At 67.2% G+C, this 21,918-nt stretch carries 22 protein-coding genes; 2 read left to right on the top strand and 20 right to left on the bottom strand.

Annotated elements, in window-relative coordinates; genetic code table 11:
- Window positions 1–3: 3 nt before the first annotated feature.
- The 11 genes from L5G28_RS17135 to rpmE all read right to left on the bottom strand — a co-directional run bounded on the left by L5G28_RS17135 (window position 4) and on the right by rpmE (window position 8,845).
- Window positions 4–825, bottom strand: coding sequence for a F0F1 ATP synthase subunit delta (locus L5G28_RS17135; RefSeq protein WP_236999416.1), 822 nt, complete (start codon window positions 823–825; stop codon window positions 4–6).
- 100 nt (window positions 826–925) lie between these two features.
- Entirely contained in the window at window positions 926–1,489 is a 564-nt protein-coding gene (locus tag L5G28_RS17130) for a F0F1 ATP synthase subunit B (RefSeq protein WP_237002571.1), read from the bottom strand.
- Between the two features lie 16 nt (window positions 1,490–1,505).
- Entirely contained in the window at window positions 1,506–1,751 is a 246-nt protein-coding gene (locus L5G28_RS17125) for an ATP synthase F0 subunit C (protein ID WP_237002570.1), read from the bottom strand.
- 121 nt (window positions 1,752–1,872) lie between these two features.
- Window positions 1,873–2,613, bottom strand: a complete 741-nt coding sequence (gene atpB, locus L5G28_RS17120) for a F0F1 ATP synthase subunit A (RefSeq protein ID WP_237002569.1) — start codon at window positions 2,611–2,613, stop codon at window positions 1,873–1,875.
- A 294-nt stretch (window positions 2,614–2,907) separates the two neighbouring features.
- Window positions 2,908–3,390: a Cg1360 family ATP-synthase-associated protein gene (locus L5G28_RS17115; RefSeq protein ID WP_237002568.1), complete on the bottom strand. Its 483-nt coding sequence runs from the start codon at window positions 3,388–3,390 to the stop codon at window positions 2,908–2,910.
- Between the two features lie 51 nt (window positions 3,391–3,441).
- Window positions 3,442–4,602, bottom strand: a complete 1,161-nt coding sequence (locus L5G28_RS17110; RefSeq protein ID WP_237002567.1) for an MraY family glycosyltransferase — start codon at window positions 4,600–4,602, stop codon at window positions 3,442–3,444.
- On the bottom strand, window positions 4,599–5,822 hold the full coding sequence (glyA, locus tag L5G28_RS17105; RefSeq protein WP_237002566.1) for a serine hydroxymethyltransferase: 1,224 nt from the start codon (window positions 5,820–5,822) through the stop codon (window positions 4,599–4,601). The genes L5G28_RS17110 and glyA overlap by 4 nt, the downstream gene beginning before the upstream one ends.
- Window positions 5,819–6,475, bottom strand: a complete 657-nt coding sequence (locus L5G28_RS17100) for an L-threonylcarbamoyladenylate synthase (RefSeq protein WP_237002565.1) — start codon at window positions 6,473–6,475, stop codon at window positions 5,819–5,821. Before L5G28_RS17100 ends, glyA begins: the two co-directional genes overlap by 4 nt.
- Entirely contained in the window at window positions 6,472–7,386 is a 915-nt protein-coding gene (gene prmC / locus L5G28_RS17095; protein WP_237002564.1) for a peptide chain release factor N(5)-glutamine methyltransferase, read from the bottom strand. Before prmC ends, L5G28_RS17100 begins: the two co-directional genes overlap by 4 nt.
- Window positions 7,383–8,456: a peptide chain release factor 1 gene (prfA, locus tag L5G28_RS17090; RefSeq protein WP_236999424.1), complete on the bottom strand. Its 1,074-nt coding sequence runs from the start codon at window positions 8,454–8,456 to the stop codon at window positions 7,383–7,385. Before prfA ends, prmC begins: the two co-directional genes overlap by 4 nt.
- A gap of 176 nt (window positions 8,457–8,632) precedes the next feature.
- Entirely contained in the window at window positions 8,633–8,845 is a 213-nt protein-coding gene (rpmE, locus tag L5G28_RS17085) for a 50S ribosomal protein L31 (protein WP_237002563.1), read from the bottom strand.
- Window positions 8,846–9,012: 167 nt separating this feature from the next.
- Here rpmE and L5G28_RS17080 point away from each other — a divergent pair, with 167 nt between their 5' ends.
- Window positions 9,013–10,194 carry a diflavin oxidoreductase gene (locus tag L5G28_RS17080; RefSeq protein ID WP_237002562.1) on the top strand — a complete coding sequence of 394 codons (1,182 nt, stop codon included), beginning with the start codon at window positions 9,013–9,015 and terminating at the stop codon, window positions 10,192–10,194.
- Between the two features lie 106 nt (window positions 10,195–10,300).
- Here L5G28_RS17080 and rho read toward each other — a convergent pair whose 3' ends face one another.
- The 6 genes from rho to argS all read right to left on the bottom strand — a co-directional run bounded on the left by rho (window position 10,301) and on the right by argS (window position 18,932).
- Complete coding sequence (gene rho / locus L5G28_RS17075; protein ID WP_237002602.1) at window positions 10,301–12,247, bottom strand: transcription termination factor Rho; 1,947 nt, start codon at window positions 12,245–12,247, stop codon at window positions 10,301–10,303.
- 258 nt (window positions 12,248–12,505) lie between these two features.
- Entirely contained in the window at window positions 12,506–13,468 is a 963-nt protein-coding gene (thrB, locus tag L5G28_RS17070) for a homoserine kinase (RefSeq protein WP_237002561.1), read from the bottom strand.
- A gap of 5 nt (window positions 13,469–13,473) precedes the next feature.
- Entirely contained in the window at window positions 13,474–14,559 is a 1,086-nt protein-coding gene (gene thrC, locus L5G28_RS17065; protein ID WP_237002560.1) for a threonine synthase, read from the bottom strand.
- Window positions 14,552–15,862, bottom strand: coding sequence for a homoserine dehydrogenase (locus L5G28_RS17060; RefSeq protein WP_236999429.1), 1,311 nt, complete (start codon window positions 15,860–15,862; stop codon window positions 14,552–14,554). Before L5G28_RS17060 ends, thrC begins: the two co-directional genes overlap by 8 nt.
- Entirely contained in the window at window positions 15,862–17,283 is a 1,422-nt protein-coding gene (lysA, locus tag L5G28_RS17055) for a diaminopimelate decarboxylase (RefSeq protein ID WP_237002559.1), read from the bottom strand. Before lysA ends, L5G28_RS17060 begins: the two co-directional genes overlap by 1 nt.
- Window positions 17,280–18,932: an arginine--tRNA ligase gene (gene argS, locus L5G28_RS17050; RefSeq protein ID WP_237002558.1), complete on the bottom strand. Its 1,653-nt coding sequence runs from the start codon at window positions 18,930–18,932 to the stop codon at window positions 17,280–17,282. The genes lysA and argS overlap by 4 nt, the downstream gene beginning before the upstream one ends.
- A 68-nt stretch (window positions 18,933–19,000) precedes the next feature.
- Here argS and L5G28_RS17045 point away from each other — a divergent pair, with 68 nt between their 5' ends.
- Complete coding sequence (locus tag L5G28_RS17045) at window positions 19,001–19,852, top strand: PfkB family carbohydrate kinase (RefSeq protein WP_237002557.1); 852 nt, start codon at window positions 19,001–19,003, stop codon at window positions 19,850–19,852.
- A 56-nt stretch (window positions 19,853–19,908) separates the two neighbouring features.
- On the opposite strand, the gene L5G28_RS17040 is transcribed toward L5G28_RS17045, so the two are convergent.
- The 3 genes from L5G28_RS17040 to L5G28_RS17030 form a co-directional block, all read right to left on the bottom strand.
- A complete protein-coding gene (locus tag L5G28_RS17040) occupies window positions 19,909–20,607 on the bottom strand; it encodes a haloacid dehalogenase type II (protein WP_236999433.1) in 699 nt (232 codons plus the stop codon).
- Entirely contained in the window at window positions 20,604–20,987 is a 384-nt protein-coding gene (locus tag L5G28_RS17035; protein ID WP_236999434.1) for a DUF1304 domain-containing protein, read from the bottom strand. The genes L5G28_RS17040 and L5G28_RS17035 overlap by 4 nt, the downstream gene beginning before the upstream one ends.
- 89 nt (window positions 20,988–21,076) lie before the next feature.
- Window positions 21,077–21,907, bottom strand: a complete 831-nt coding sequence (locus L5G28_RS17030; protein WP_236999435.1) for a shikimate 5-dehydrogenase — start codon at window positions 21,905–21,907, stop codon at window positions 21,077–21,079.
- Window positions 21,908–21,918 lie beyond the last annotated feature (11 nt).

Below are 21,918 nucleotides of genomic sequence, written 5' to 3'. Positions count from 1 at the left end.
TGGTCACCGCAAGCCGCGGCGCAGCGTTGCGATCTTGCCGGACAGGCTGCCGTCGATACGCTCGTCGCCCACGCGGACGACGACCCCACCGAGGAGTGCCGGATCGATGTCGATGTGCAGGGTGACCGGTGCGCCGTAGATGTCAGCCAACTTCGCCGACAGCGCGGTGCGCTGGTCAGCGGAGAGCTCGCCTGCGCTGGTCACGTACGCGACCTTACGTCCGTTGCTGGCCGCGGCGAGCTGCGAGAGCTCGTCGAGCGAGTCGCCGGGTGCCTGGTCGGTACGGCTGACCGCGAACTGGGCGAGCTTACTCGTGACGTCCGTGACCTTGCCGTCGATCAGCTTGCGCAGCAGACCGAAGTGATCGGCGGCGCTGCGGGTGCGGTCGGAGAGCGCCTGTTCGAGCGCTCCGTCTCCCTTGACGATGTGGGCGAGGCGGAAGAGTTCCTCCTCGACCGTGTCGATGCGGCCCGACTCCTTCGCCGCGAACAGCAGTGCCTCGCACCCGAGGGACTGCAGACCGTTCACGAGGTCGGCTTCGCTCGACCATTCGCGCGCCGCCGCCGAGGCGACCGCGCTCCGAGTGGTATCCGAGACCTTGCCCGAGAGCACCGACTCGGCGACCTTCGCACGCGAATCCGCAGCGGTGGCCGTGTCGGCCAGCGCGATGCGCAGCGAGCGATTGTCATTCACGGTGGCTGCCACCGAGAGCAGTTCATCGCCGACGGTCACCGCATCGGTGCCCGGCGCGGACGAACCGCGCAGGGCGGTCTCCAGCTCGATGCGAGCCCCCTCGAGGGCTTCACGGCTAGACGCTGCGTACATCTTTGTGCATTCCTTCTTCCGGCGGAGTCGTCAGTGCGTGGGTGCGAGGGGCAGGTCCTGCCCGCTCGCCCTCCACACCATCGTTCCAGCTGCCCTGGGATTACTTGGCGGTCTCGGCGTCGAGTTCAGCGAGGAACCGGTCGACGGTCCCGGCCTGCTTGACGTCGTCCGACAGCGACACACCGACCAGCTTCTCGGCCAGGTCGACCGACATCTTGCCGAGGTCGCCGCGCAGCTCGGAGACGACCTGCTGACGCTGGGCGTCGAGCTGGGTGTTTCCGTTGGCGATGATCCGGTCGCTCTCGGTCGTTGCCTGAGCCTTCATGTCCGCGATGATCTGGGTGCCCTGAGTGCGAGCCTCCTCGCGGATGCCTGCAGCCTCTTCACGAGCACCGGCGAGCTGCTCGCGGTAAGCCTTGAGCGATGCAGCGGCTTCGGCCTGTGCGGCCTCCGCACGCTCGATGCCACCCTCGATGGTCTCGCGACGCTCAGCGAGGACCTGCTTGTACTTCGGAATGACGTACTTCCAGAAGACGAACAGAACGACGGCGAAGGCGACCAGCGACCAGGTGATGTCGTACCACTGCGGCAGCAGCGGAATCGGCGGCTGATTGTCGCCGCCTTCCGCCGGCGATGCCTCAGCCAGAATCAGTTCGTTGATCATTGGTGTCGTCTCGCGATCAGAAGATGAAGCCGGCGACGATACCGATCAGCGCCAGAGCCTCGGAGAGGGCGATACCCAGGAACATGGTGGTACGGATCTGGCCGGCCAGCTCGGGCTGACGGGCGATGCCCTCGATGGCCTTACCGGCCACGATGCCAACGCCGATGCCGGGGCCGATGGCGGCGAGACCGTAGCCGATCGCGCCGAAGCCGCTGCCTTCGAGCGTGTTGTCTGCGGCGAGAGTCTGGGCGATGATGCTCATCTTGCGATTCCCTTTCTTGGTGGCTCCCCGCCCGGTCGGGCGAGTGAGTCAGTTCGTTGTCGGTTCCGGCTAACTGTTGCCGGTCCCGAAGTCGTATTCAGTTGGTCCCAGCGACTGCGCGTCAGTGCGAGTCGGCGTGGATCGACTGGTCGATGTAGACGGCGGTCAGCAGCGCGAAGATGTACGCCTGCAGGCCGATGACCAGGAGTTCGAAGAAGGTGAAGCCGATACCGGCGATGATGCCGCCGACACCCGCGAGGGTCCAGATCCCGCTCTTCTCGACGACGAAGAACTGCGTCGCGGAGAAGAACAGGACCAACATGATGTGGCCGGAGAGCATGTTGGCCATGAGACGCACTGTCAGCGTGAACGGCCGAAGGATGAACGTCGAGACGAACTCGATCGGGACCAGCAGGAAGTGCACCGGCAGCGGCACGCCCGGAAGGACGATGGACGATTTGATGAAGCCGAAGAAGCCGTATTTGGCGATGCCCACCCAGCAGTAGGTGATGTACGCGACCGCGGCCATCACCAGCGGCATGCCGATGCGCGCGTTACTGGAGATGTTGAGGAAGGGAATGATCGACGTCAGGTTCAAGAAGATCGTCGCGAAGAACATCGACGCGATGATCGCCAGGAATCGGCGACCGTTCTCCTTGCCGAGGATCTCCTCGGCGATGTTGATGCGGACCCAGTCGAGCATGCTCTCGGCGACGTTCTGTACGCCGGTCGGAACGATCTTCGGGCTGCGCATGGCGAAGAAGAAGCCCGCGGAGACCAGGACAGCTACGACGACTCGGATCAGCATGATGCGATCCATGCCCCACCACTCCGGGTTGGGCTGTTCTCCACCGAACAGCATCACGGGATAGAAGTCCCACAATGTCGGCGCGTGGAATTCGGCTGCGAGGGTGGCGCTCAGCGTTCTCTCCCGTTCTCGGGCCCACTGATCTCACGATCTGCGGGGTCCTACTGTCATTTGGCATCCGGTGACATCACCCATGGGCGCAGGTCACCCGAATCAGCCTGCGTGCAGCAGAGTAGCAAGATTCTGGTCCTACCAGCGAATCAGGGTTGCCGCGATCCGTCCGGCCGCGGAGCTACTATCGTCCGTAGTAGCTGGTCAGGGCAGCCTGGGTGATCATCGTCACAGATACTAGTCGGTTGTCTTCTCGGGATCGACGTAGACCTGACGCGTCTTCATGACGCCGAGCAGCTCGCCGCCCAGCACGAGGACGATCGCACCCAGCAGCATCGTGACCAACGCGGCTTTGTTGTAGAAGTCCATGTCTTTGATCAGAGCGGTCACCGCGATGAGGGCGACGACCTTCACGAGGTACGAACCCATCAGTGCGCCCATCACGACCGACGGCGACGCTTTCGAGGTGAACAGGATGGCGACGACGGTGATCAGGACGAACCCGCCGCCCATCCCCGCCCCCACCAGGACACCCCACAGTCCGGGAAGGCCTTGGTACGGCCACCAGACGAGCAGTCCGACGACCAGGAGGACGCCGAGACCACGGACCCCGTACTTCAGTCCGTTCCACAGCGGCGCGGCGGGATCCTCCCACTCGGCTTTGCGTTCGGACGCGTCCGACTCGTCGGGGACGCCGGCGTTCTCATCGTTCGTAGACACGCGATAAGGCTATCGAGGAGAGTGCGTTCAGAGCGAACTCGACCGAACCGCCTACCGGGAGATGTACCACCGGCGCAGTCGCGGGGCGAACGTGGCGACGAGGGCGAGCACGACGCCCACGGCGAAGATCGGCAGCACCACCGCAGGCGATACGAGCGTCGACGCCGCGACGGCGAACGCGAGGAGCCCGACCCAGAGGTAGATGACGAGTGCGACTCGTCGTTGCGTGTGACCGATCTCCAGCAACCGATGGTGCAGGTGCATCTTGTCCGGTGTGTAGAAACCGACGCCCGCGCGGGTGCGGCGGACGACAGCCATGATCATGTCGAGCATCGGAATGAACATCACGGCGGCCACCAGGATCAACGGCGACAACAACGTGAAGATGTCCGCGGGCCCGTACGCGCTGCGGGCGACGCGGCCCGACGCGCTCGTCGACGCGGCGGCCAGCAGCAGGCCGATGAGCATGGCGCCGGAGTCGCCCATGAAGATGCGGGCGGGCGAGAAGTTGTGGGGCAGGAACCCCAGGCACGCCCCGGCGAGCGCCGCGGTGATCAGCGCGGGCGGGTAGTAGCTGACGTCGCCGCCCTGATCCGCGAGCAGGCCGAGCGAGAACAGGCAGATGGCTGCGGCCGCGATGAGTCCGAGGCCCGCGGCGAGGCCGTCGAGGCCGTCGACGAAGTTCATCGCGTTGATCGTGGTCACGGTGATCGCGACGGTCAGCAGCCCGGCCTGCAGCGGGTCGAGTACGACGGTCCCGATGTCGCCGATCGGTACGTACAGCAGATACCAGGAGACGCCCATGATGACGAGAACGCCTGCGGCCGTCAGTTGGCCGACGAACTTGGTGAGGGCGTCGAGCCCCCACCGGTCGTCGATGATGCCGACCAGGACGATCACGAGTCCAGCGGTCAACACGGCGAGCATGTCGTGCGTGTACGCGAACCCCCTGTTCAATGCGGGCAGCTGCGCGGCCAGGCCGATCGCGCAGACGACCCCGATGAACATTCCGACACCGCCGAGCCGTGGCGTCGGGATCACGTGGACGTCGCGTTCGCGGGGAATGGCAACCGCGCCGGCCTTGACCGCGAATACGCGGACGAGCGAGGTGATGAAGTAGGTGACCCCGGCAGCGGTCAGGCCGACGAGAGCGAGTTCGCGCAGTGGAACACCCGCTCCCCCACTGCTGACGTCGAGAGCGAGTGGGATCACTCGGCTTCTCCCAGGTGCGCGACCGACGCGGCGACAGCGGCGTGCCGTCGTTCGTCGGCGGTCGACATCGCGTCCATCATGAGGTCGACGATCCGCGGCGCATCCGACGGCCTGATTCCGCCCGTCGTCACGGCGGCCGTGCCGAAACGGATCGCGGAGCCCTCGGACACCGGTGCGGGATCGAACGGAGTGATCGCCTTGTCGACGACGATTCCGGCCGCCGCGAGTCGGCGAGCGGCTTCGCGTCCGCTCACACCGAGCGAGCTGACGTCGACGACCCCGACATGAGTGTCGGTGCCGCCGCCGACCGGGTGCAGTCCGCGGTCGGCGAACCCGGCCGCCAAAGCTGCCGCGGTGTCGGCGACCGTGCGTGCGTACCGCCGGTAGTCGTCGGTCGACGATTCGGCGAACGCGACAGCCTTGCCTGCGATCGAGTTCATGGCCGGGGCGCCCTGCAGGAACGGGTACACCGCGCGCGAGAGGACTTCGGCGTGTTCGGCGCGCGCCAACAGGAGCCCGCCCCGGGGACCGCGCATCACCTTGTTCGTGGCGACGGAGACCACATCGGCATACGGGACCGGTGATTCGAGGATGCCGCCCGCGGCCAGACCGACCAGGTGGGCGCCGTCGACCCACAGGATGCATCCGGCCTCGTCGGCGATCGTCCGCATCGTGGCGAAGTCCCACGTCCGCGTGTAGGCGGTGCCGCCCGCGACCAGGATCCGCGGCCGATGGATGAGGGCGAGGTCGCGGACCTGGTCGTAATCGACCTGTTCGGTGTCTTCGCGCACCTCGTAGTTGAGGATGTTGAACCACCGGCCCGACCAGTTGGCGCGCGATCCGTGCGATTGGTGGCCGCCGTGCCGCAGACTCAACGAGAGCACCTGGTCACCGGGTTGCGCGAACGCGACGTACACAGCGAAGTTGGCGAGCGGCCACGACAACGGCTGCACGTTCACGTAGTCGGCGCCGAACAAAGCGTGCGCGCGCTCCACCGCGAGCCGCTCCACATCGTCGACCACTTCGGCTCCGCCGTGGTAGCGGTGGCCCGGATACCCCTCGGCGTATTTGTCGGCCAGCGTCGAACCGACGGCGGCGCGGACCGCGGGCGACGCGATCGTCTCCGCGGCCAACAATTGCAGACTCTGCTCGCGGCGTCGTTCCTCCCGCTCGATCAGCGCGCTGATCTGCGGGTCGACCGCGGCGAGCGGGCCGGTCACCGCGCCACCAGATCCGCCGGATCCATGTCGAGGACCTCACCGATCTCGGCGGCGGAGATCGCGCCTTCACGCAGGATACGTGGTACGTCGCCCGACAGGTCGACGATGGTCGACGGTACGGCCTTCGCCGCAGGACCGCCGTCGAGGTAGACCGACACACTGTCGCCGAGCTGCTCCTGAGCCTCGGCGACGGTCGTCGCAGGCGGGCGACCGGAGATGTTCGCGCTCGACAGCGCCATCGGCCCGACGTCACGGAGCACTTCGATGGCCACCGGGTGCAGTGGCATGCGCAGCATCACGGTGCCTTCCACGTCACCGAGGTCCCACGCCAACGACGGAGCCTGCTCGACGACGATGCTCAGCCCGCCCGGCCAGAACGCCTGGGTCAATTCGCGCGCCTGGACCGAGACCGACCGGACGAGACCGTCGATCGTGTTCCAGGAGCCGACGACGACGGGCACCGGCATGTCGCGGCCGCGGCCCTTCGCCTCCAACAGGGAGGCGACCGCCTCACTGTCGAAGGCGTCGCAGCCGATGCCGTACACGGTGTCCGTGGGGAGTACCACGAGCCGCCCGCCTCGAGCCGCACCGACGGCGGCGTTGCGGCCTGCCGACCGGCTGGCGGGATCACTGCAATCGAAGACGACGCTCACTGTTCCATCCTTGCACGGTCGAGGTCTGCTCCGGCTCCGGCGTCGCCGCTGGATCGGACTGCGGTCACGAATCTGGGGCGCCCGGCGAGATCGGCGTGCGCGACGATGTCCCGGAACCGCCCGTCGATGGTCAGCGCGTCGACGACCGCGGACGCGGTCTCGTCGTCGTGCTCGACGGCGAAGAGGCCGCCGGGCGTCAACGCGTCGGCGACGATCGGGGTCATCGCGTCGATGACGTCCATCCCGGTCGCACCGGAGAACACCGCTTCGGCCGGGTCGTGACGCACCTCGGCCGACACCGGCGACGCGACGGGCACGTACGGAGGGTTCGCGACGATCACATCGCATGTGCCGAGCACCTCGGCCATCGCTGTGGGATCGGTGACGTCGCCGGGCACCACGAGGACGTCACTGCCCGCGGCGTTACGCCGCAAGTACGCCAACGCCGCGACCGACTTCTCGACGGCGATCACCTCGGCGTTCGGGAGACGTCCGACGAGAGCCAGAGCGAGCGCCCCGCTCCCCGAGCACAGATCGACCACCCGAAGAGTCGCTCCTCCGCGCCGGCCGAGCTCTCCCCCACGCTGGCCGAGCCGGGTCGAGACCCACTCCACGATCAGCTCGGTCTCCGGCCGCGGCACAAAGACGCCGGGTCCGACGGCGAGTTCTCGCCCGTCGAACCATGCGCGGCCAGTGATGTGCTGCAACGGTTCTCGCGCTGCCCGCCGCGCCAGCGCCGCTTCGAAGCGCACGATGTCGTCGTCGCTCACCTCATCGACGAGGAGTAGTCGCCCCGGCTCGACGTCGAGTACGTAGGCCAGGAGTGCCGCCGCGTCATGGCTCGCCGAGAAGACTCCGGCGTCGTGCAGAGTCCGTGCGCCGTCTCGCCGCAGCGTGTCGGCAGTGGTCACTGTTGTAGTCGTGCCTGCTTGTCGGCGTCGACGAGTGCGCCGACGAGGGCGTCCATCTCACCGTTGAGGACGGCATCTAGGTTGTTGGCCTTGTAGCCGATGCGATGGTCGGTGATCCGGTTCTCCGGCCAGTTGTACGTGCGGATCCGCTCGGACCGGTCGACCGTGCGAATCTGCGCGGCCCGTCCTGCGGCGGCTTCGGCTGCGGCCTCCTCCTCGGCAGCGGCTTGCAGCCGAGCCGCGAGGACCTGCATGGCCCGCGCCTTGTTCTGCAGTTGGGATCGCTCGTTCTGGCAGGTCACGACGATACCGGTCGGGAGGTGGGTCAGTCGGACGGCGGAGTCGGTCGTGTTCACGCCCTGCCCGCCCTTGCCGGAGCTTCGGTAGACGTCGACACGAAGATCGGACTCGTCGATGTGAATCTGCTCCACCTCGTCCGGCTCCGGATACACCAGGACTCCGGCCGCCGAGGTGTGGATGCGGCCTTGCGACTCGGTGACCGGCACCCGCTGCACGCGGTGGACGCCGCCTTCGAACTTGAGCTTGGACCACACGCCGTCACGCACCGAGTCGCGCGCCTTGATGGCGAGCGTGGCCTCCTTGTAGCCCCCGAGATCGGATTCGGTGACACCGAGGACAGTCGTCTTCCAGCCTTGCCGCTCACAGTATTTGAGGTACATCCGGACCAGGTCGGAGGCGAAGAGCGCCGACTCCTCGCCGCCCGCACCCGACTTCACCTCCAGCACCACGTCGTCGGAGTCGTGCGGATCCCGCGGGGCCAGCAGATCGGTGAGGAGCGCGTCGAGCTCGGCCTCGCTCGCTTCCAGCGCCGGGATCTCCTCGGCGAACTCCGGTTCGACTTCGGCGAGTTCCCGGGCCGCGGCCAGGTCGTCGCGGACCGCGGCGAGCTTGGTGTGGGCGGCCATCACGGGTGCCAGCTCAGCGAACCGCTTACCGACGCGGCGGGCCTCGGCCGGATCGTCGTGCAACGCGGGATCGGACAACTGCTGCTCGAGTCCTGCGTGCTCGGCGAGGATGTCGTCGATCGCGGACGGTCCGTGCGTGCTCACCTGTAGGTCACTCCCCATCTTGATTCTGGCGCCTGGCTGCGGGAACTCTGCTGCGGGAACTCTGCTGCGGCGAATCCTGCTGCGGCGAATTCTGCTGCGGCGAATTCTGCTGCGGGAAAACGAACGACGCCCGACCTGAGATCACGGACGATCTCGAGCCGGGCGTCGTAGGCGAGCTACTTGGCGCGCTTGCCGTAACGCTTCTCGAAGCGAGCCACACGACCACCGGTGTCGAGGATCTTCTGCTTGCCGGTGTAGAACGGGTGGCACTGCGAGCAGACTTCCACGGAGATGTGGCCGCCCTTGGCGGTGCTGCGCGTGGTGAACTCGTTGCCGCAACCGCAGTTGACGACGGTCACCTCGTAATCGGGGTGGATACCCTGCTTCATTCTCGTCCCTTTCGAATGTGGTCGCCGGGTCACCGGGCGAAATGCTTCGGTGTGAACCGGAACCGGACTGACCGATCGATTATTCCATAGCCGCTCCGCTCGCGGCGAATCCGTGTACTCGACGCCGGGTTTCCCCGCCTGAGTTTGGCGGGCCTAACCTAGAGATCATGACCGAAGCCACCTCCACCAATCAGAAGTCTCGTGCGGCCAAGCGCCCCCGCTGGTCACGCCGCAACCCGTTCCCGGCGACGGTCGTCGAGAACGCGTTGCTGACCGCGCCGGGCAGCACCAAGGAGGTCCGGCACCTCGTCCTCGACATCGAGGGATCGGGGCTGGAGTATCTGCCGGGCGACGCGGTGAACGTGACCCCGGCCAACGAGCCCGCGCTCGTCGCGGCCCTCATCGAGCGGCTCGGGGTGCCCGCTGACACCGTCATCGCCGACCGCAAGGGCGAGCGCTCTCTCGCGCAGGCGTTGACGCACGGTTTCGAGATCACGTCGGTGTCACCGTATCTGCTCGACCATCTCGCCAACGCTCGCGGACACGCCGAGGTCGCCGCCCTGCTCGCGGGCGAGCGCGCCGAACTCGAGGCGTGGGCGCGTGGCCGTGACGTCCTCGACCTGTTGAATCTCGACGACGGATGGCACCCGACGCCGGAGGCGTTCCTCGCCGAGTTGAAGCCGCTGACCGCGCGCACCTATTCGATCTCGTCGTCCCCCTCCGTGCACGGAGGAACTCTGCACCTGACTCCGGCCACCGTTCGCCACTACGCGACCGCTGAGTGGGGCGACGGCCGCGACCGACACGGCGCCGCGTCGGCGTTCCTCGCAGACCGCGTGGAGCCCGGCGATACCGTCGGCATCTATGTGACGCCCAACAAGTCGTTCCGTCTCCCGGAACCCGACACCGACATCATCATGATCGGGCCGGGCACCGGTGTCGCACCGTTCCGCGCCTTCGTGCACGAGCGTGCGGGCAGCGACGGGTCGGGCCGCAACTGGCTGTTCCACGGCGCCCGCCACCGTGATCAGGACTTTCTCTACCGCGACGAACTTCTCGGCCTGCACGCCGACGGCAGCCTCGACCGGCTCGACGTCGCGTTCTCGCGCGAACAGGAGACCAAGCAGTACGTGAGCCATCTGATGGGCGGCCACGGCCAAGAGTTGTACACGTGGCTGCGCGACGGCGCCGTCGTCTACGTGTGCGGTGACGCCGACCGCATGGCTGGCGACGTGGAAGACGCGCTTGCCGCCATCATCGCCGAATACGGCGACCACGACGAGGAGTCCGCGCGCGCATTCCTCGAACGTCTCCGCGCCGAAGGCCGCTACCTCCGCGACGTCTACTAGCAGAAGTTTCGCGCCCAGGGCAGGAATGCTCGCGCCCAGGGCAGAAGTATGTGCTCAGGTGTGGGGCCTGAGCGTAATCGTGCTGCCCTGGGCGTGAACTACGTTCCTAGTCCCCGTTCACGACGCCGGGAGCGTTCTTACTCACCTGCATCAGGAACTCGACGTTGCTGCGCGACTTCTTGAGCTGCGAGACGAGCAGGTCGATCGCGGCCTGCGAATCGAGGCCAGACAGCAGGCGACGCAGCTTGTGCACGATCGCGAACTCGTCGGGCGACAGCAGGAGCTCGTCTTTGCGCGTGCTCGACAAGTTGACGTCGACGGCCGGGAACACACGACGCTCGGAGATCTTGCGATCGAGTTTGAGCTCGGCGTTGCCGGTGCCCTTGAACTCTTCGAAGATCACGGTGTCACCGGTCGAGCCGGTCTCCACCAGGGCCGAAGCGATGATGGTCAGCGAGCCGCCGTTCTCGATGTTGCGGGCCGCGCCGAGGAAGCGCTTCGGCGGGTACAGCGCCGTCGAGTCGACACCACCGGACAGGATGCGGCCGGAGGCCGGCGACGCGTTGTTGTACGCGCGGCCCAGGCGGGTGATCGAGTCGAGGAGCACGACCACGTCCTGGCCGCCTTCCACGAGGCGCTTCGCGCGCTCGATGGCGAGTTCGGCGACGCTGGTGTGATCTGACGGCGGACGGTCGAAGGTCGACGCGATGACCTCGCCCTTCACCGACCGCTGCATGTCGGTGACCTCTTCCGGACGCTCGTCGACGAGCACCACCATGAGGTGGCATTCCGGGTTGTTGGTCGAGATCGCGTTCGCGATGTCCTGCAGGATGGTCGTCTTGCCCGCCTTCGGCGGGGAGACGATCAAGGCGCGCTGGCCTTTGCCGATCGGCATGATCAGGTCGATCACGCGCGTCGACAGCCGGTCCGGCGTCGTCTCCAGACGCAGCCGCTGGTTCGGGTAGAGCGGAGTCAGTTTGTTGAAGTCAGGACGGTTCCGCGCGGATTCGACGTCGGCACCGTTCACGGTGTCCAAACGAACGAGCGGGTTGAACTTCTGGCGCTGGTTTCCCTGGCCCTGGCTCTCGCCCTCGCGCGGCACCTTGACAGCACCGGTGATGGCGTCGCCGCGACGCAAGCCGTTGCGGCGCACCAGATTCATCGAGACATAGACATCGTTCGAGCCCGCGAGATAGCCCGACGTGCGGACGAACGCGTAGTTGTCGAGGACGTCGAGAATGCCTGCGACCGGGACGACGGTGTCGCCCTCGTTGACCTGCGGCTCACCCCCGCCGTCGCCGCCGCGGTCACGTCCACGACGGCGCTCTCGGAATCGACGCCCGCGGCGACGACCGTCGCCGTCACCGTCGTCGTCGTTGTTGTTCTGGTTGTTGCGGCCACCCTGGTTGTTGTTGCCACCCTGGTTCTGATTACCGCGCTGGTTGCGGTCGCCCTGCGACTTGTCGCCGGCATTCTTCTCGCCCGACTGCTTGTCGCCGGACTGCTTCTCGCCCTGCTCGCCCTGCTTCGACTCGCCCTGGCGCTGGCCGCCCTGGTTGTTCTGGCCACCCTGGTTGTTCTGTCCGCCCTGGTTACCGCCGCGATCGCGGTCGCCGCGGTTGCGGTTGCGGTTACGGTCGCGGTTGCCGCGCGGCTGGTCGCCCGCGTTGTCGCTCTCCGACTTCCCGCCGCCCTGAGCCTCGTCGGCCCTCGTACCCTGATCAGCCCTCGTACCCTGATCAGTGTTCGAACCCTGATCGGTTTTCTGAGCACTGTCTGTCGTCGGGGCCGCGTTGTCCGCCTCGCGCTTCGGGGCCTCGCGCTTCGGTGCGTCGCGCTTCGGGACATCGCGCTTCGGGGCCTCGAGGTCGGCGGTCTTCGCGGCCACCGCTGCCTCGGTCGGAGCAGCCTTGGCCTTGGCCGCCGGAGCGTTGCGGGGTCCCCCACCCTGTTGGTGGGTCCTGATCACGTCGATCAGATCGCCCTTACGCATGCCCGACGTGCCCTTGATGCCCAACTCACCAGCGAGCGAGCGGAGTTCGGGCAGCAGCATCGCCGACAACCCGGTCCGAGCGCGCTTGGGAGTCTGCAGGTCCGTTTCGGTCACGGAATTCCTTTCGTTCCCCGACACCAGAGGCCGGGGCGTCCGCTCATCAGCGAGCGGGGAGCATGTCATCTCATCACTTCGCCGGTGGCGACCGATGTTGGAAGAAGTCCTTAGCGGCCGGAAGAATAAAGGCACTAGATCGTGACCTTCACGGCGGAGCGACTATAGCGTACCACCGGGTAACCCGACTGGCACGGAACCCTGCTACCGAATCACTTCCACGCCGCCCGCGATCGGCAGCGCCACCATCTCGAATCCGAACTCGGTGGCCAGTCGAGCCTCGTCGTCACCGAGGTCGACGGTGCCGATGACCAGCACCGATGGCCCTGCACCGGAGACAGTCGCTGCGTGTCCGCGCTCCCGCAGAGCCTGCATCAGGCCGTTCGTGGCAGGCATCGCTTCGGCGCGGTACGGCTGGTGCAGACGATCGAGCGTCGCGTCCACCAGACACGTCGGGTCGCTCGTCAACGCGACGACCCCGAGCGCCGAACGGCTGACGTTGAACACGGCGTCCGTGCGCGGGACGGCATCGGGCAGCAGACCGCGCGTATGCGCCGTCGACGACTGCGTCTGCGGGATGAACGACGTCGCACGGATGTCCGCGTGCAGATCGAGTCGACGCGCGAAGTATTCGCTGCCCCCGCGCGTCCACGTGACGACTCCGGCCCCGAGGACCGATGCCGCCGCGTTGTCGGGGTGTCCTTCGAACTCGCTGGAGAGCTGTACCAGTTCGCTCTCGGTGAGCGCGGGACGCCTGCCGTCTGCGGCGACCAACGCTGACGCCGCCGCGAGACCGCCGACCACCGCGGCCGCCGACGATCCGAGACCGCGCGAATGCGGGATGGCGTTGACGCACGCCAACGCGATGCCGGGTGCTGCGACGCCTGCGAACTCGAGACCGCGGACCACAGCGCGCGCGACGAGGTGACGCTCGTCGGTCGGCACCTCACCCGCCGACTCACCGTCGACGGCCACGACGACGCCCGCCGCCGCGACCGTCACCTGGATCTCGTCGTACAGGCCGAGAGCCAGTCCGAGGCAGTCGAAGCCGGGTCCGAGGTTGGCGCTCGACCCCGGCACCCGCACACGCACGGTGGTGCCCTCGGCGAGAACGATCTCGGCGTCCGGCGCTCCGAGCGATGACGCAGTACTCACAGCGTTACTCATGCCCGTCAGCTGACGCCCAGTGCGCGTGCGACCGCGACCGGATCGACGGGGATCGCATCGACCGCAGGTAGATCGAGCAGCGCGGTGTCGGGGTCCTTCAGCCCGTTGCCCGTCACCGTGCACACGACGGTCGAACCGGCTTCGACCCAGCCCTCCTCGTGAGCAGCGAGCAGACCGGCGACGCTGGCCGCCGACGCGGGCTCGACGAAGACGCCTTCCCTGCCCGCGACCAGTCGGTACGCCTCGAGGATCTTCTCGTCCGTCGCGGCTCGGAACTGTCCGTTCGACTCGTCCTTGGCGGTGACGGCCTGATTCCAACTCGCGGGCGAGCCGATGCGGATCGCCGTCGCGATGGTCTCCGGGTCGGAGACCGGCGCGCCGGTGACCAGAGGCGCCGCGCCTGCGGCCTGCACGCCGAGCATGCGCGGAAGTGCGTCGATGATGCCGTCCGCGTAGTACTCGCTGTAGCCCTTCCAGTACGCGGTGATGTTGCCTGCGTTACCGACGGGGAGCGCGTGGACGTCAGGGGCTTTGCCGAGGACGTCGACGATCTCGAACGACGCGGTCTTCTGACCTTCGATGCGGGCCGGGTTCACCGAATTCACGAGTTCGATCTCGGTGAACTCCGCGGTCACCTTGCGAGCCAGTTCGAGACAGTCGTCGAAGTTGCCCTGCACCTGGATGACCTGCGCTCCGTGCATGACCGCCTGAGCGAGCTTGCCCATCGCGATCTTGCCTTCGGGGATCAGGACCGCACAGGTCATGCCTGCGCGTGTGGCATAGGCGGCCGCCGACGCCGACGTGTTGCCCGTCGACGCGCACAGCACGGCCTTCTTGCCGTTGTTCACGGCGGTCGTCACGGCCATCGTCATGCCGCGATCCTTGAACGACCCCGTCGGGTTGAGGCCTTCGACCTTCAGGTACACGTCGCAGCCGGTGAGCTCGGACAGCACAGGCGCGGCCACCAGCGGCGTCGCGCCTTCGTGAAGCGTGACGACCTTCCAGCCGTCCTCCACGGGCAGGCGGTCGCGGTAGGCCTCGATGAGGCCGGGCCAACCGTGGTGAACGGGTCGGTAGGCGGAGTCAGTCATTGGTTCCCTCCAGTCGGAGCACACTGGACACCTTGATGACGGAGTCCATCTTCTCGATAGCGGCGACGGTCTCCGACTGGTCGCGGTCGGAGGCACGATGGGTCACGACGATCAGCCGCGCGGACTCGCCCGCGCCCTCCTGCCGGACGGCGGCGATCGATACCGAGCGCTTGGCGAACTCGGCGGCGACCTGTTCGAGGACGCCCGCCTTGTCGGCGACGTTCATCGAGACGTAGTAGCGGGTCTGGACGTCGTCGATCGGCGCGATCGGCAGCGACGCGTACGTCGACTCCAACGGTCCGCGGCCGCCGTTGACCCGGTTTCGGGCGGCCATGACGAGGTCGCCGAGGACAGCGGACGCGGTCGGCGCACCACCTGCACCCTGCCCGTAGAACATCAGGCGTCCCGCATCCTCGGCTTCCACGACGACGGCGTTGAACGCGCCGTTGACGGTGGCGAGCGGATGCTCGAACGGGATGAGAGCCGGGTAGACGCGCGCCGAGATCTTCTCGACGCCGTCGGCCTCGATACGCTCGCAGATCGACAGCAGTTTCACCGTGCAGTCGAACTTCTTGGCAGCGGCGAGGTCGTCTGCGGTGATCGCGCTGATCCCCTCGCAGTAGACGTCGTTCGCGGTGACTCGCGAGTGGAACGCAATCGACGCCAGGATCGCGGCCTTCGCTGCCGCGTCATGGCCTTCGACGTCTGCCGTCGGGTCGGCTTCGGCATAGCCCAGACGCACGGCTTCGGCGAGGACGTCCTCGTAAGCGGCGCCGGTCTCATCCATCTCCGAGAGGATGTAGTTGGTCGTACCGTTGACGATGCCCGCCACGCGGTTCACCGAATCGCCTGCCAACGACTGAGTGAGCGGCCGGATCACCGGGATCGCGCCCGCGACGGCGGCTTCGAAGTAGAGGTCGACGTTGCTGGCGGCAGCGGCCTCGGAGAGCTCACCCGAATGCACAGCCATCAACGCCTTGTTGGCGGTGATCACCGACTTTCCGGACTGCAATGCAGTACGGATCAGCGTGCGCGGCGGTTCGATGCCGCCGATCAGTTCCACGACCACATCAATGTCGTCGCGGGTCACGAGCGACTCGGCGTCGTCGGTGAGGACCGCCGAGTCGACGGCTCCGCGCGGACGTGCCAGATCGCGGACGGCGACCCCGCGCAACTCGACGGGCGCGCCGACCCGCGCCTGCAGGTCAGCGGCCTTGTCGTTGAGGTTGCGAACGACCTCGGTTCCGACGTTGCCCATCCCGAGGACGGCGACACCGATCGGGCGACGTGACGTAGCGGCCATCAGGGCTGGACCTCCAAGCTCAAGAAATCTTCCACGGTCTCGCGACGCAGCATGAGCCGCGACGCGCCGTCGTGCACGGCGGCGACCGCAGCACGCGGCGCCATGTTGTACCGGCTCGACATTGAATAGCAGTATGCACCGGTCGCGCCGACCACGAGCAGGTCGCCCGGCATCAGATCGACGGGGAGCCAGCAGTCACGGACGACGATGTCACCAGACTCGCAGTGTTTGCCTACCACACGACACACGACGGCTTGCGCGTTGGACACCCGGTTGGCGAGCCGGACGTCGTATTCGGCGTCGTACAGGACGGTGCGGATGTTGTCGCTCATGCCACCGTCGACCGAGACGTAGCGGCGCGTGGCCGCACCGTCGAGCTGGACGTCCTTAATGGTGCCCACACGATAGACGGTGACCCCTGCGGGACCGGCGATGGCGCGGCCCGGCTCGACGGCGATCGACGGCATCGGGAGCCCCAGTCGTTCCGATTCGCGGCGCACGATCTCCACGAGCGACGCGGCGAGGTCGGCGACCGGCGGCGGATCCTCCGACGGGATGTACGAGATGCCGAGGCCGCCACCGAGGTCGAGGACCTCGATCTGCTTGGTCTTCTCGACGCCGAACTCGGCGACGACGTCTGCGAGCAGCCCAAGGACGCGATGCGCGGCGAGTTCGAAGCCGTCGATCTCGAAGATCTGCGAGCCGATATGGCTGTGCAGACCGACCAGACGCAGATTGTCGGACGCGAACACCTCCCGGATCGCGTTCATAGCGATGCCGCCGGCCAACGCGAACCCGAACTTCTGGTCCTCGTGCGCGGTCGAGATGAACTCGTGGGTGTGCGCTTCGACACCCGGCGTCACACGGATCAAAACGTCGGCGACCATTCCACGGGCACCGGCCAGGCGGTCGAGCCGTTCGATCTCGAACATCGAGTCGACGACGATGTGTCCGATCCGCGATTCGAGCGCGTAATCGAGTTCGGCCTCGCTCTTGTTGTTGCCGTGCATCGCGATCCGCTCGGCCGGGAAGTCCGCGCGCAGCGCGATCGCGAGTTCACCCCCGGTGCACACGTCCAGCGACAGCCCTTCGGACTGCACCCACCGTGCGACTTCGAGCGAGAGGAATGCCTTCGACGCGTAGTGCACGCGACCGTGCGGTCCGAACGCCGCCTGCATGTCGGCGCAGCGGGACCGGAAGTCGTTCTCGTCGTACACGAACAACGGGGTGCCGTAGGTGTCGGCGAGTTCGTCGACGGCGATGCCGCCGATCGTGACCGCCCCGTCGTCGGTGCGCCCGGCGCCGCGCGGGTACACCTTGGTCGGAATCTCCGCTAGCTCGGCGGGTGAGTTGGGGCGTTCGGCCAGGTGCGGCGCGGCGAGGATGTCGGCGTGGCGGGGGCCTGCGGGATGTGCCATCACATACGCTCCGGGGCGCTCACGCCCACCAGGTCGAGGCCGTTGGCGAGTACTTGACGGGTCGCCGCGCACAGCGCCAGACGCGCCCGGTGGACGTCGGTCGCCTCCTCGTCGCCCTGCGGGAGGACGCGACACCGCGAGTAGAAGCGGTGGTAGGCGCCCGCGAGGGACTCCAGATATCTCGACACGCGGTGGGGCTCGCGGAGGGTGGCCGCGGTCGCGACCACGTCCGAGAAGTCGCCGATGGTGCGGATCAGGTCGCCTTCGGACTCGTCGTCGAGCAGTTCGAGGTGGTCGGTGGACGGTGCAAGTCCCAATTCGACGGCGCTGCGCGCGAGCGCCGACAGTCGGGCGTGCGCGTACTGGACGTAGTACACCGGGTTGTCGGACGACTGCTTGCGCAACAGGTCGAGGTCGATGTCGATGTTGACGTCGATCGACGACCGGATCAGCGCGTACCGCGCCGCATCGACGCCGACGGCCTCGACGAGGTCGTCGAGTGTGATGACTGTGCCGGCCCGCTTGCTCATGCGCACCGGCTTGCCGTCCTTGACGAGGTTCACCATCTGGCCGATGAGGACCTCGACCGAGTCGGGATCGTAGCCGAGTGCGGCGGCCGCGGCCTTGAGCCGGACGACGTATCCGTGGTGGTCGGCGCCCAACATGTAGATCAGGTGATTGGCGCCGCGATCGTGTTTGTCCTTGAGGTAGGCGATGTCACCCGCGATGTAGGCGGCGTTGCCGTCGCTCTTGAGGACCACCCGGTCCTTGTCGTCGCCGTAGTTGGTGGACCGCAGCCACCACGCACCGTCGGCCTCGTACAGGTTGTCGCTGTCCTTGAGCTGGGCGATCGCCTCGTCGACGAGGCCGCGGTCGAACATCGAGTTCTCGTGCGTGTAGACGTCGAACACGGTTCCGAAGTCGGCGAGCGTCCGCTTGATGTGTCCGAACATCGACTCGACGCCGTCGGCGCGGAACGTTTCGAGCCTGTCGTCTTCGGCGAGGTCGAGAACACCGGGATTGTCGGCGACGACGGTGGCCGCGATCTCCTTGATGTACTCGCCCGCGTATCCGTCTTCGGGCGCCTGCTGCTCGAGGGCCGCTGCCAGCAGGGACCGTGCGAACCGGTTGATCTGTTCGCCGTGATCGTTGAAGTAGTACTCGCGGGTGACCGTCGCACCACGCGCAGAGAGGACACGACCGAGCGCGTCTCCGACTGCGGCCCACCGGGTTCCACCGAGGTGAATGGGGCCAGTCGGGTTGGCCGACACGAATTCGAGGTTGACGTTCAGCGCGCTCAGTTCGTCGCCGCGCCCGTACGCGTCACGCTCGGCGAGGACCGTGGCGACGGTCTGGTTCTGTGCGGCCGCGGCCAGACGCAGGTTGACGAACCCTGGTCCTGCGATCTCGGCCGATTCGATGCCTGCGTCCGCGGCGAACTCCTCGGCGAGCCACGTCGCCAGTTCGCGCGGATTGACCCCGGCCTTCTTGCCGAGTTGGAGTGCGATGTTCGTGGCGTAGTCACCGTGTTCGGGACTGCGCGGACGCTCGACGACCACCGTGTCGGGAATCAGGTCGACGTCCAGGTCATGGGCTTGGAAGACCTTCTGGGTCGCAGCGCGAAGCAGAGCGGCGAGTTCGGTGGGAGTCACGGTGGTTTAGTCTATCCGGCCGCCACCGCTGCTGGTCGAGCGGAGTCGAGACCCCTTACGGTTGCTCTATGACCTCCGTCGTCGTTGTCGGCAGCATCAACCTCGATGTGGTCGTCTCATGTGAGCGCTTCCCTCGCCCCGGCGACACTGTGCCCGGATCGGCGGTCTCCTATGGTCAAGGCGGTAAGGGTGCCAATCAGGCCCGCGCGGCAGCGCGGGCGGGTGCCTCGGCGACGTTCATCGGGGCGGTCGGCGACGACGATGCGGCGGATCGGGTGATGTCCGCACTGTCGAACGACGTGCACGTCCGAGCGTCTCGGGCCCCGGGGCAGACGGGTGTCGCGCTCGTCACCGTCGATACCCACGGCGAGAACACGATCGTTGTCGTTCCGGGCGCGAACTCGCTCCTCACGCTGTCGGACGAGGACCGCCGTGTGATCTCCGCCTCCGACGTCCTGCTGGTGCAGTTGGAAGTCCCGGTCCCGGTGGTGCTCGACGCGGCCCGCGCCGCACAGCAGGCCGGTACGACGGCGATGTTGAATCCGTCGCCGGTGATCGATCTCCCGGCCGATCTGTGGCCGCTGATCGACGTCGCGGTGGTGAACCGGGCCGAGGCACACGCCCTCCGCTCGCCGCTGGACGGTGTCGGGACCGTCGTCACCACCGTGGGAGCCGACGGCGCGGAACTGCGCGGTCCCGACGGACTCGTCCGAGCCGACGGGATCGCCGTCGCCGTCGCCGACACCACCGGTGCGGGCGACGCGTTCGCCGGGATGCTCGCCGCCTCATGGCATCTCCCGCCCGCCGAGCGACTGGCTCGCGCCAACGCCGCGGGTGCGCTGGCGACGACGATCAGCGGTGCCGCGTCGGCGCCGACCGCCGCCGACGTCGACGCTTTCCTGCGAACGACGCACCGCTGAACTGACCTGCCGGGATCGTCCCTGACCTGCCGGGATTCGTCACCGTCCGGACGGACTCAGCAGCCGAGAGCGGTCGCCAATTCGCCGATCCCGCGCACGTTGAACACGTCGGACCCACTCGGCTCGGCAGCCTTCGCCTCCGGCCCCCACTCGCGGGGCCGTTCCACGTAGGCGGTCTGCAACCCGAAGCCACGAGCAGCGGCGAGATCGGTGGCATGGGTGGCGACCATCATCACTTCGTGCGGCTGCACCTGCAGGAGTTCGACCAGGCCGAGGTAAGTCTCGCGCGCCGGTTTGTAGTGTCTCCACAGATCGGAGCCGCCGATCACGTCCCACGGCAGGTCGGACGTCTTCGCCATCTCGTTGAGGAGCGCCACGTTCCCGTTGCTCAACGCGCAGATCGTGTACTTCTGCTTCAGTCGCCGCAACCCTTCCGAGGCGTCTGGCCACGCCGGGATCACGTGCCACGCGTGCACCGCCTCGTCGAGCTGCCGGTCGGTCGCGACGACGTCGTACTCCCGCGCCAGGAGGTCGGTCAGCGTCTCGCGTTGCAGGTCGTCGAGCAACGTCCACGGGCGACTGCCTGCCTCTACCTCGGCCATCGCAGGCGGGTACCGGCGTCGCCACGCGCGCGCCAGTGCGGACGGGTCCAGGTCGGGGAAGACGTTCGCCAGCACTCTCGTGACGCCGGTATGCCAGTCAGTGACCGTCCCGAACGTGTCGAAGGCGAGAACCTTGACCGGTCCCGCGCTCACAGCACTCCGAGCACGACGAGGATCACGCCGATCGCAGGCGGTACGAGTTGGGTGAGCGCTGCCTGGGTCTTCGACCGGTCCGACAGCATCAGGACGAGCCCAGCCGCAGCCATGCTGCCCGCACCGGCGAGAACGAGCGTCGCACCGACTCCGTCCTGCCCGACAGCCACGAGCACGATTCCGACAGCGATCGAGATCGCAAGGAACAGGTTGTAGAAGCCCTGGTTGAACGCGAGGGGTTTGGTCACCTCCGCCTCCGCCTCGGTGGTATCGAATACGGACCGCGCCTTCGGCGTGGTCCAGACGATCGACTCCAGATAGAAGATGAACACATGGATGGCGGCCGCCACTGCCGCGAAGACCAGGCCTGCGATGAGCATGCGAAGAGTGTAAGCGCACTCGGCTCACCCAAAGTGACACCGCTCAGCGCGGACAACCTCCTGTACGGACATGCCCGGCCATACCGGTGTCACTTTCGCGAGTACTCCGATGCCTCCCGAATCTGTTCGGCGGTCGGCGTGACGCCGGTGTACAACTCGAACTGGGCTGCGGCCTGTCCGGCGATCACCGCGTCGCCGCTGATCACCTCGGCGCCACGCGCCCGCATCGCTTGCACGAGCGGAGTGGTCGGCGGCATCGCGACCACGTCCAGCGCGCCTACTGCGGCGTCGACGACCTCCCGAGCGAACGGCAGCTCGGACTCCGCCGCGCCGACCGCCATGCCGATCGGCGTCGCGTTCACGAGAATGGCAGGCCGGACGCCGCCGAGCTCGGCGACATGGGCGAACCCGTACTTGTCGGCGAGTGCGCGGCCGGTCTCGGCATTGCGCGCCACGACGGTGACGTCGGTGAACGCAGTGTCGCGCAGTGCCGCGACGACGGCCTTCGCCATTCCTCCGCTGCCCGCGACGGCGACGGCCGCGTCACGGTCGAACGACGACGCCGCGAGCAAGTCGGCGACCGCCTGGTAGTCGGTGTTGTACGCACGGAGGACGCCGTCGTCGTTGACGATCGTGTTGACCGATTCGATCGCCGCCGCCGACTGTTCCATGACGTCGACGAGGTCGATCACCGTCTCCTTGTACGGCATCGACACCGCCGCACCACGGATCGGCAGGCCGCGGAGGCCCTGCACCGCGGCCGCGATGTCGGCGGGCGCGAACGCCTTATAGACGTAGTTCAGCCCGAGAAGGTTGTAGAGGTAGTTGTGAAACCGGGTCCCGATGTTCGAGGGTCGCGCCGCCAGAGAGATGCAGAGGACGGTGTCGCGGTCGAGGGTTCGAGCGTGCGGTGCGGTCATGGTGTCGAGGG

It is taken from the genome of Gordonia liuliyuniae, from assembly GCF_021739025.1.
Lineage (GTDB): Bacteria > Actinomycetota > Actinomycetes > Mycobacteriales > Mycobacteriaceae > Gordonia > Gordonia liuliyuniae.
This window is presented reverse-complemented; position numbering and strand designations above follow the sequence as displayed.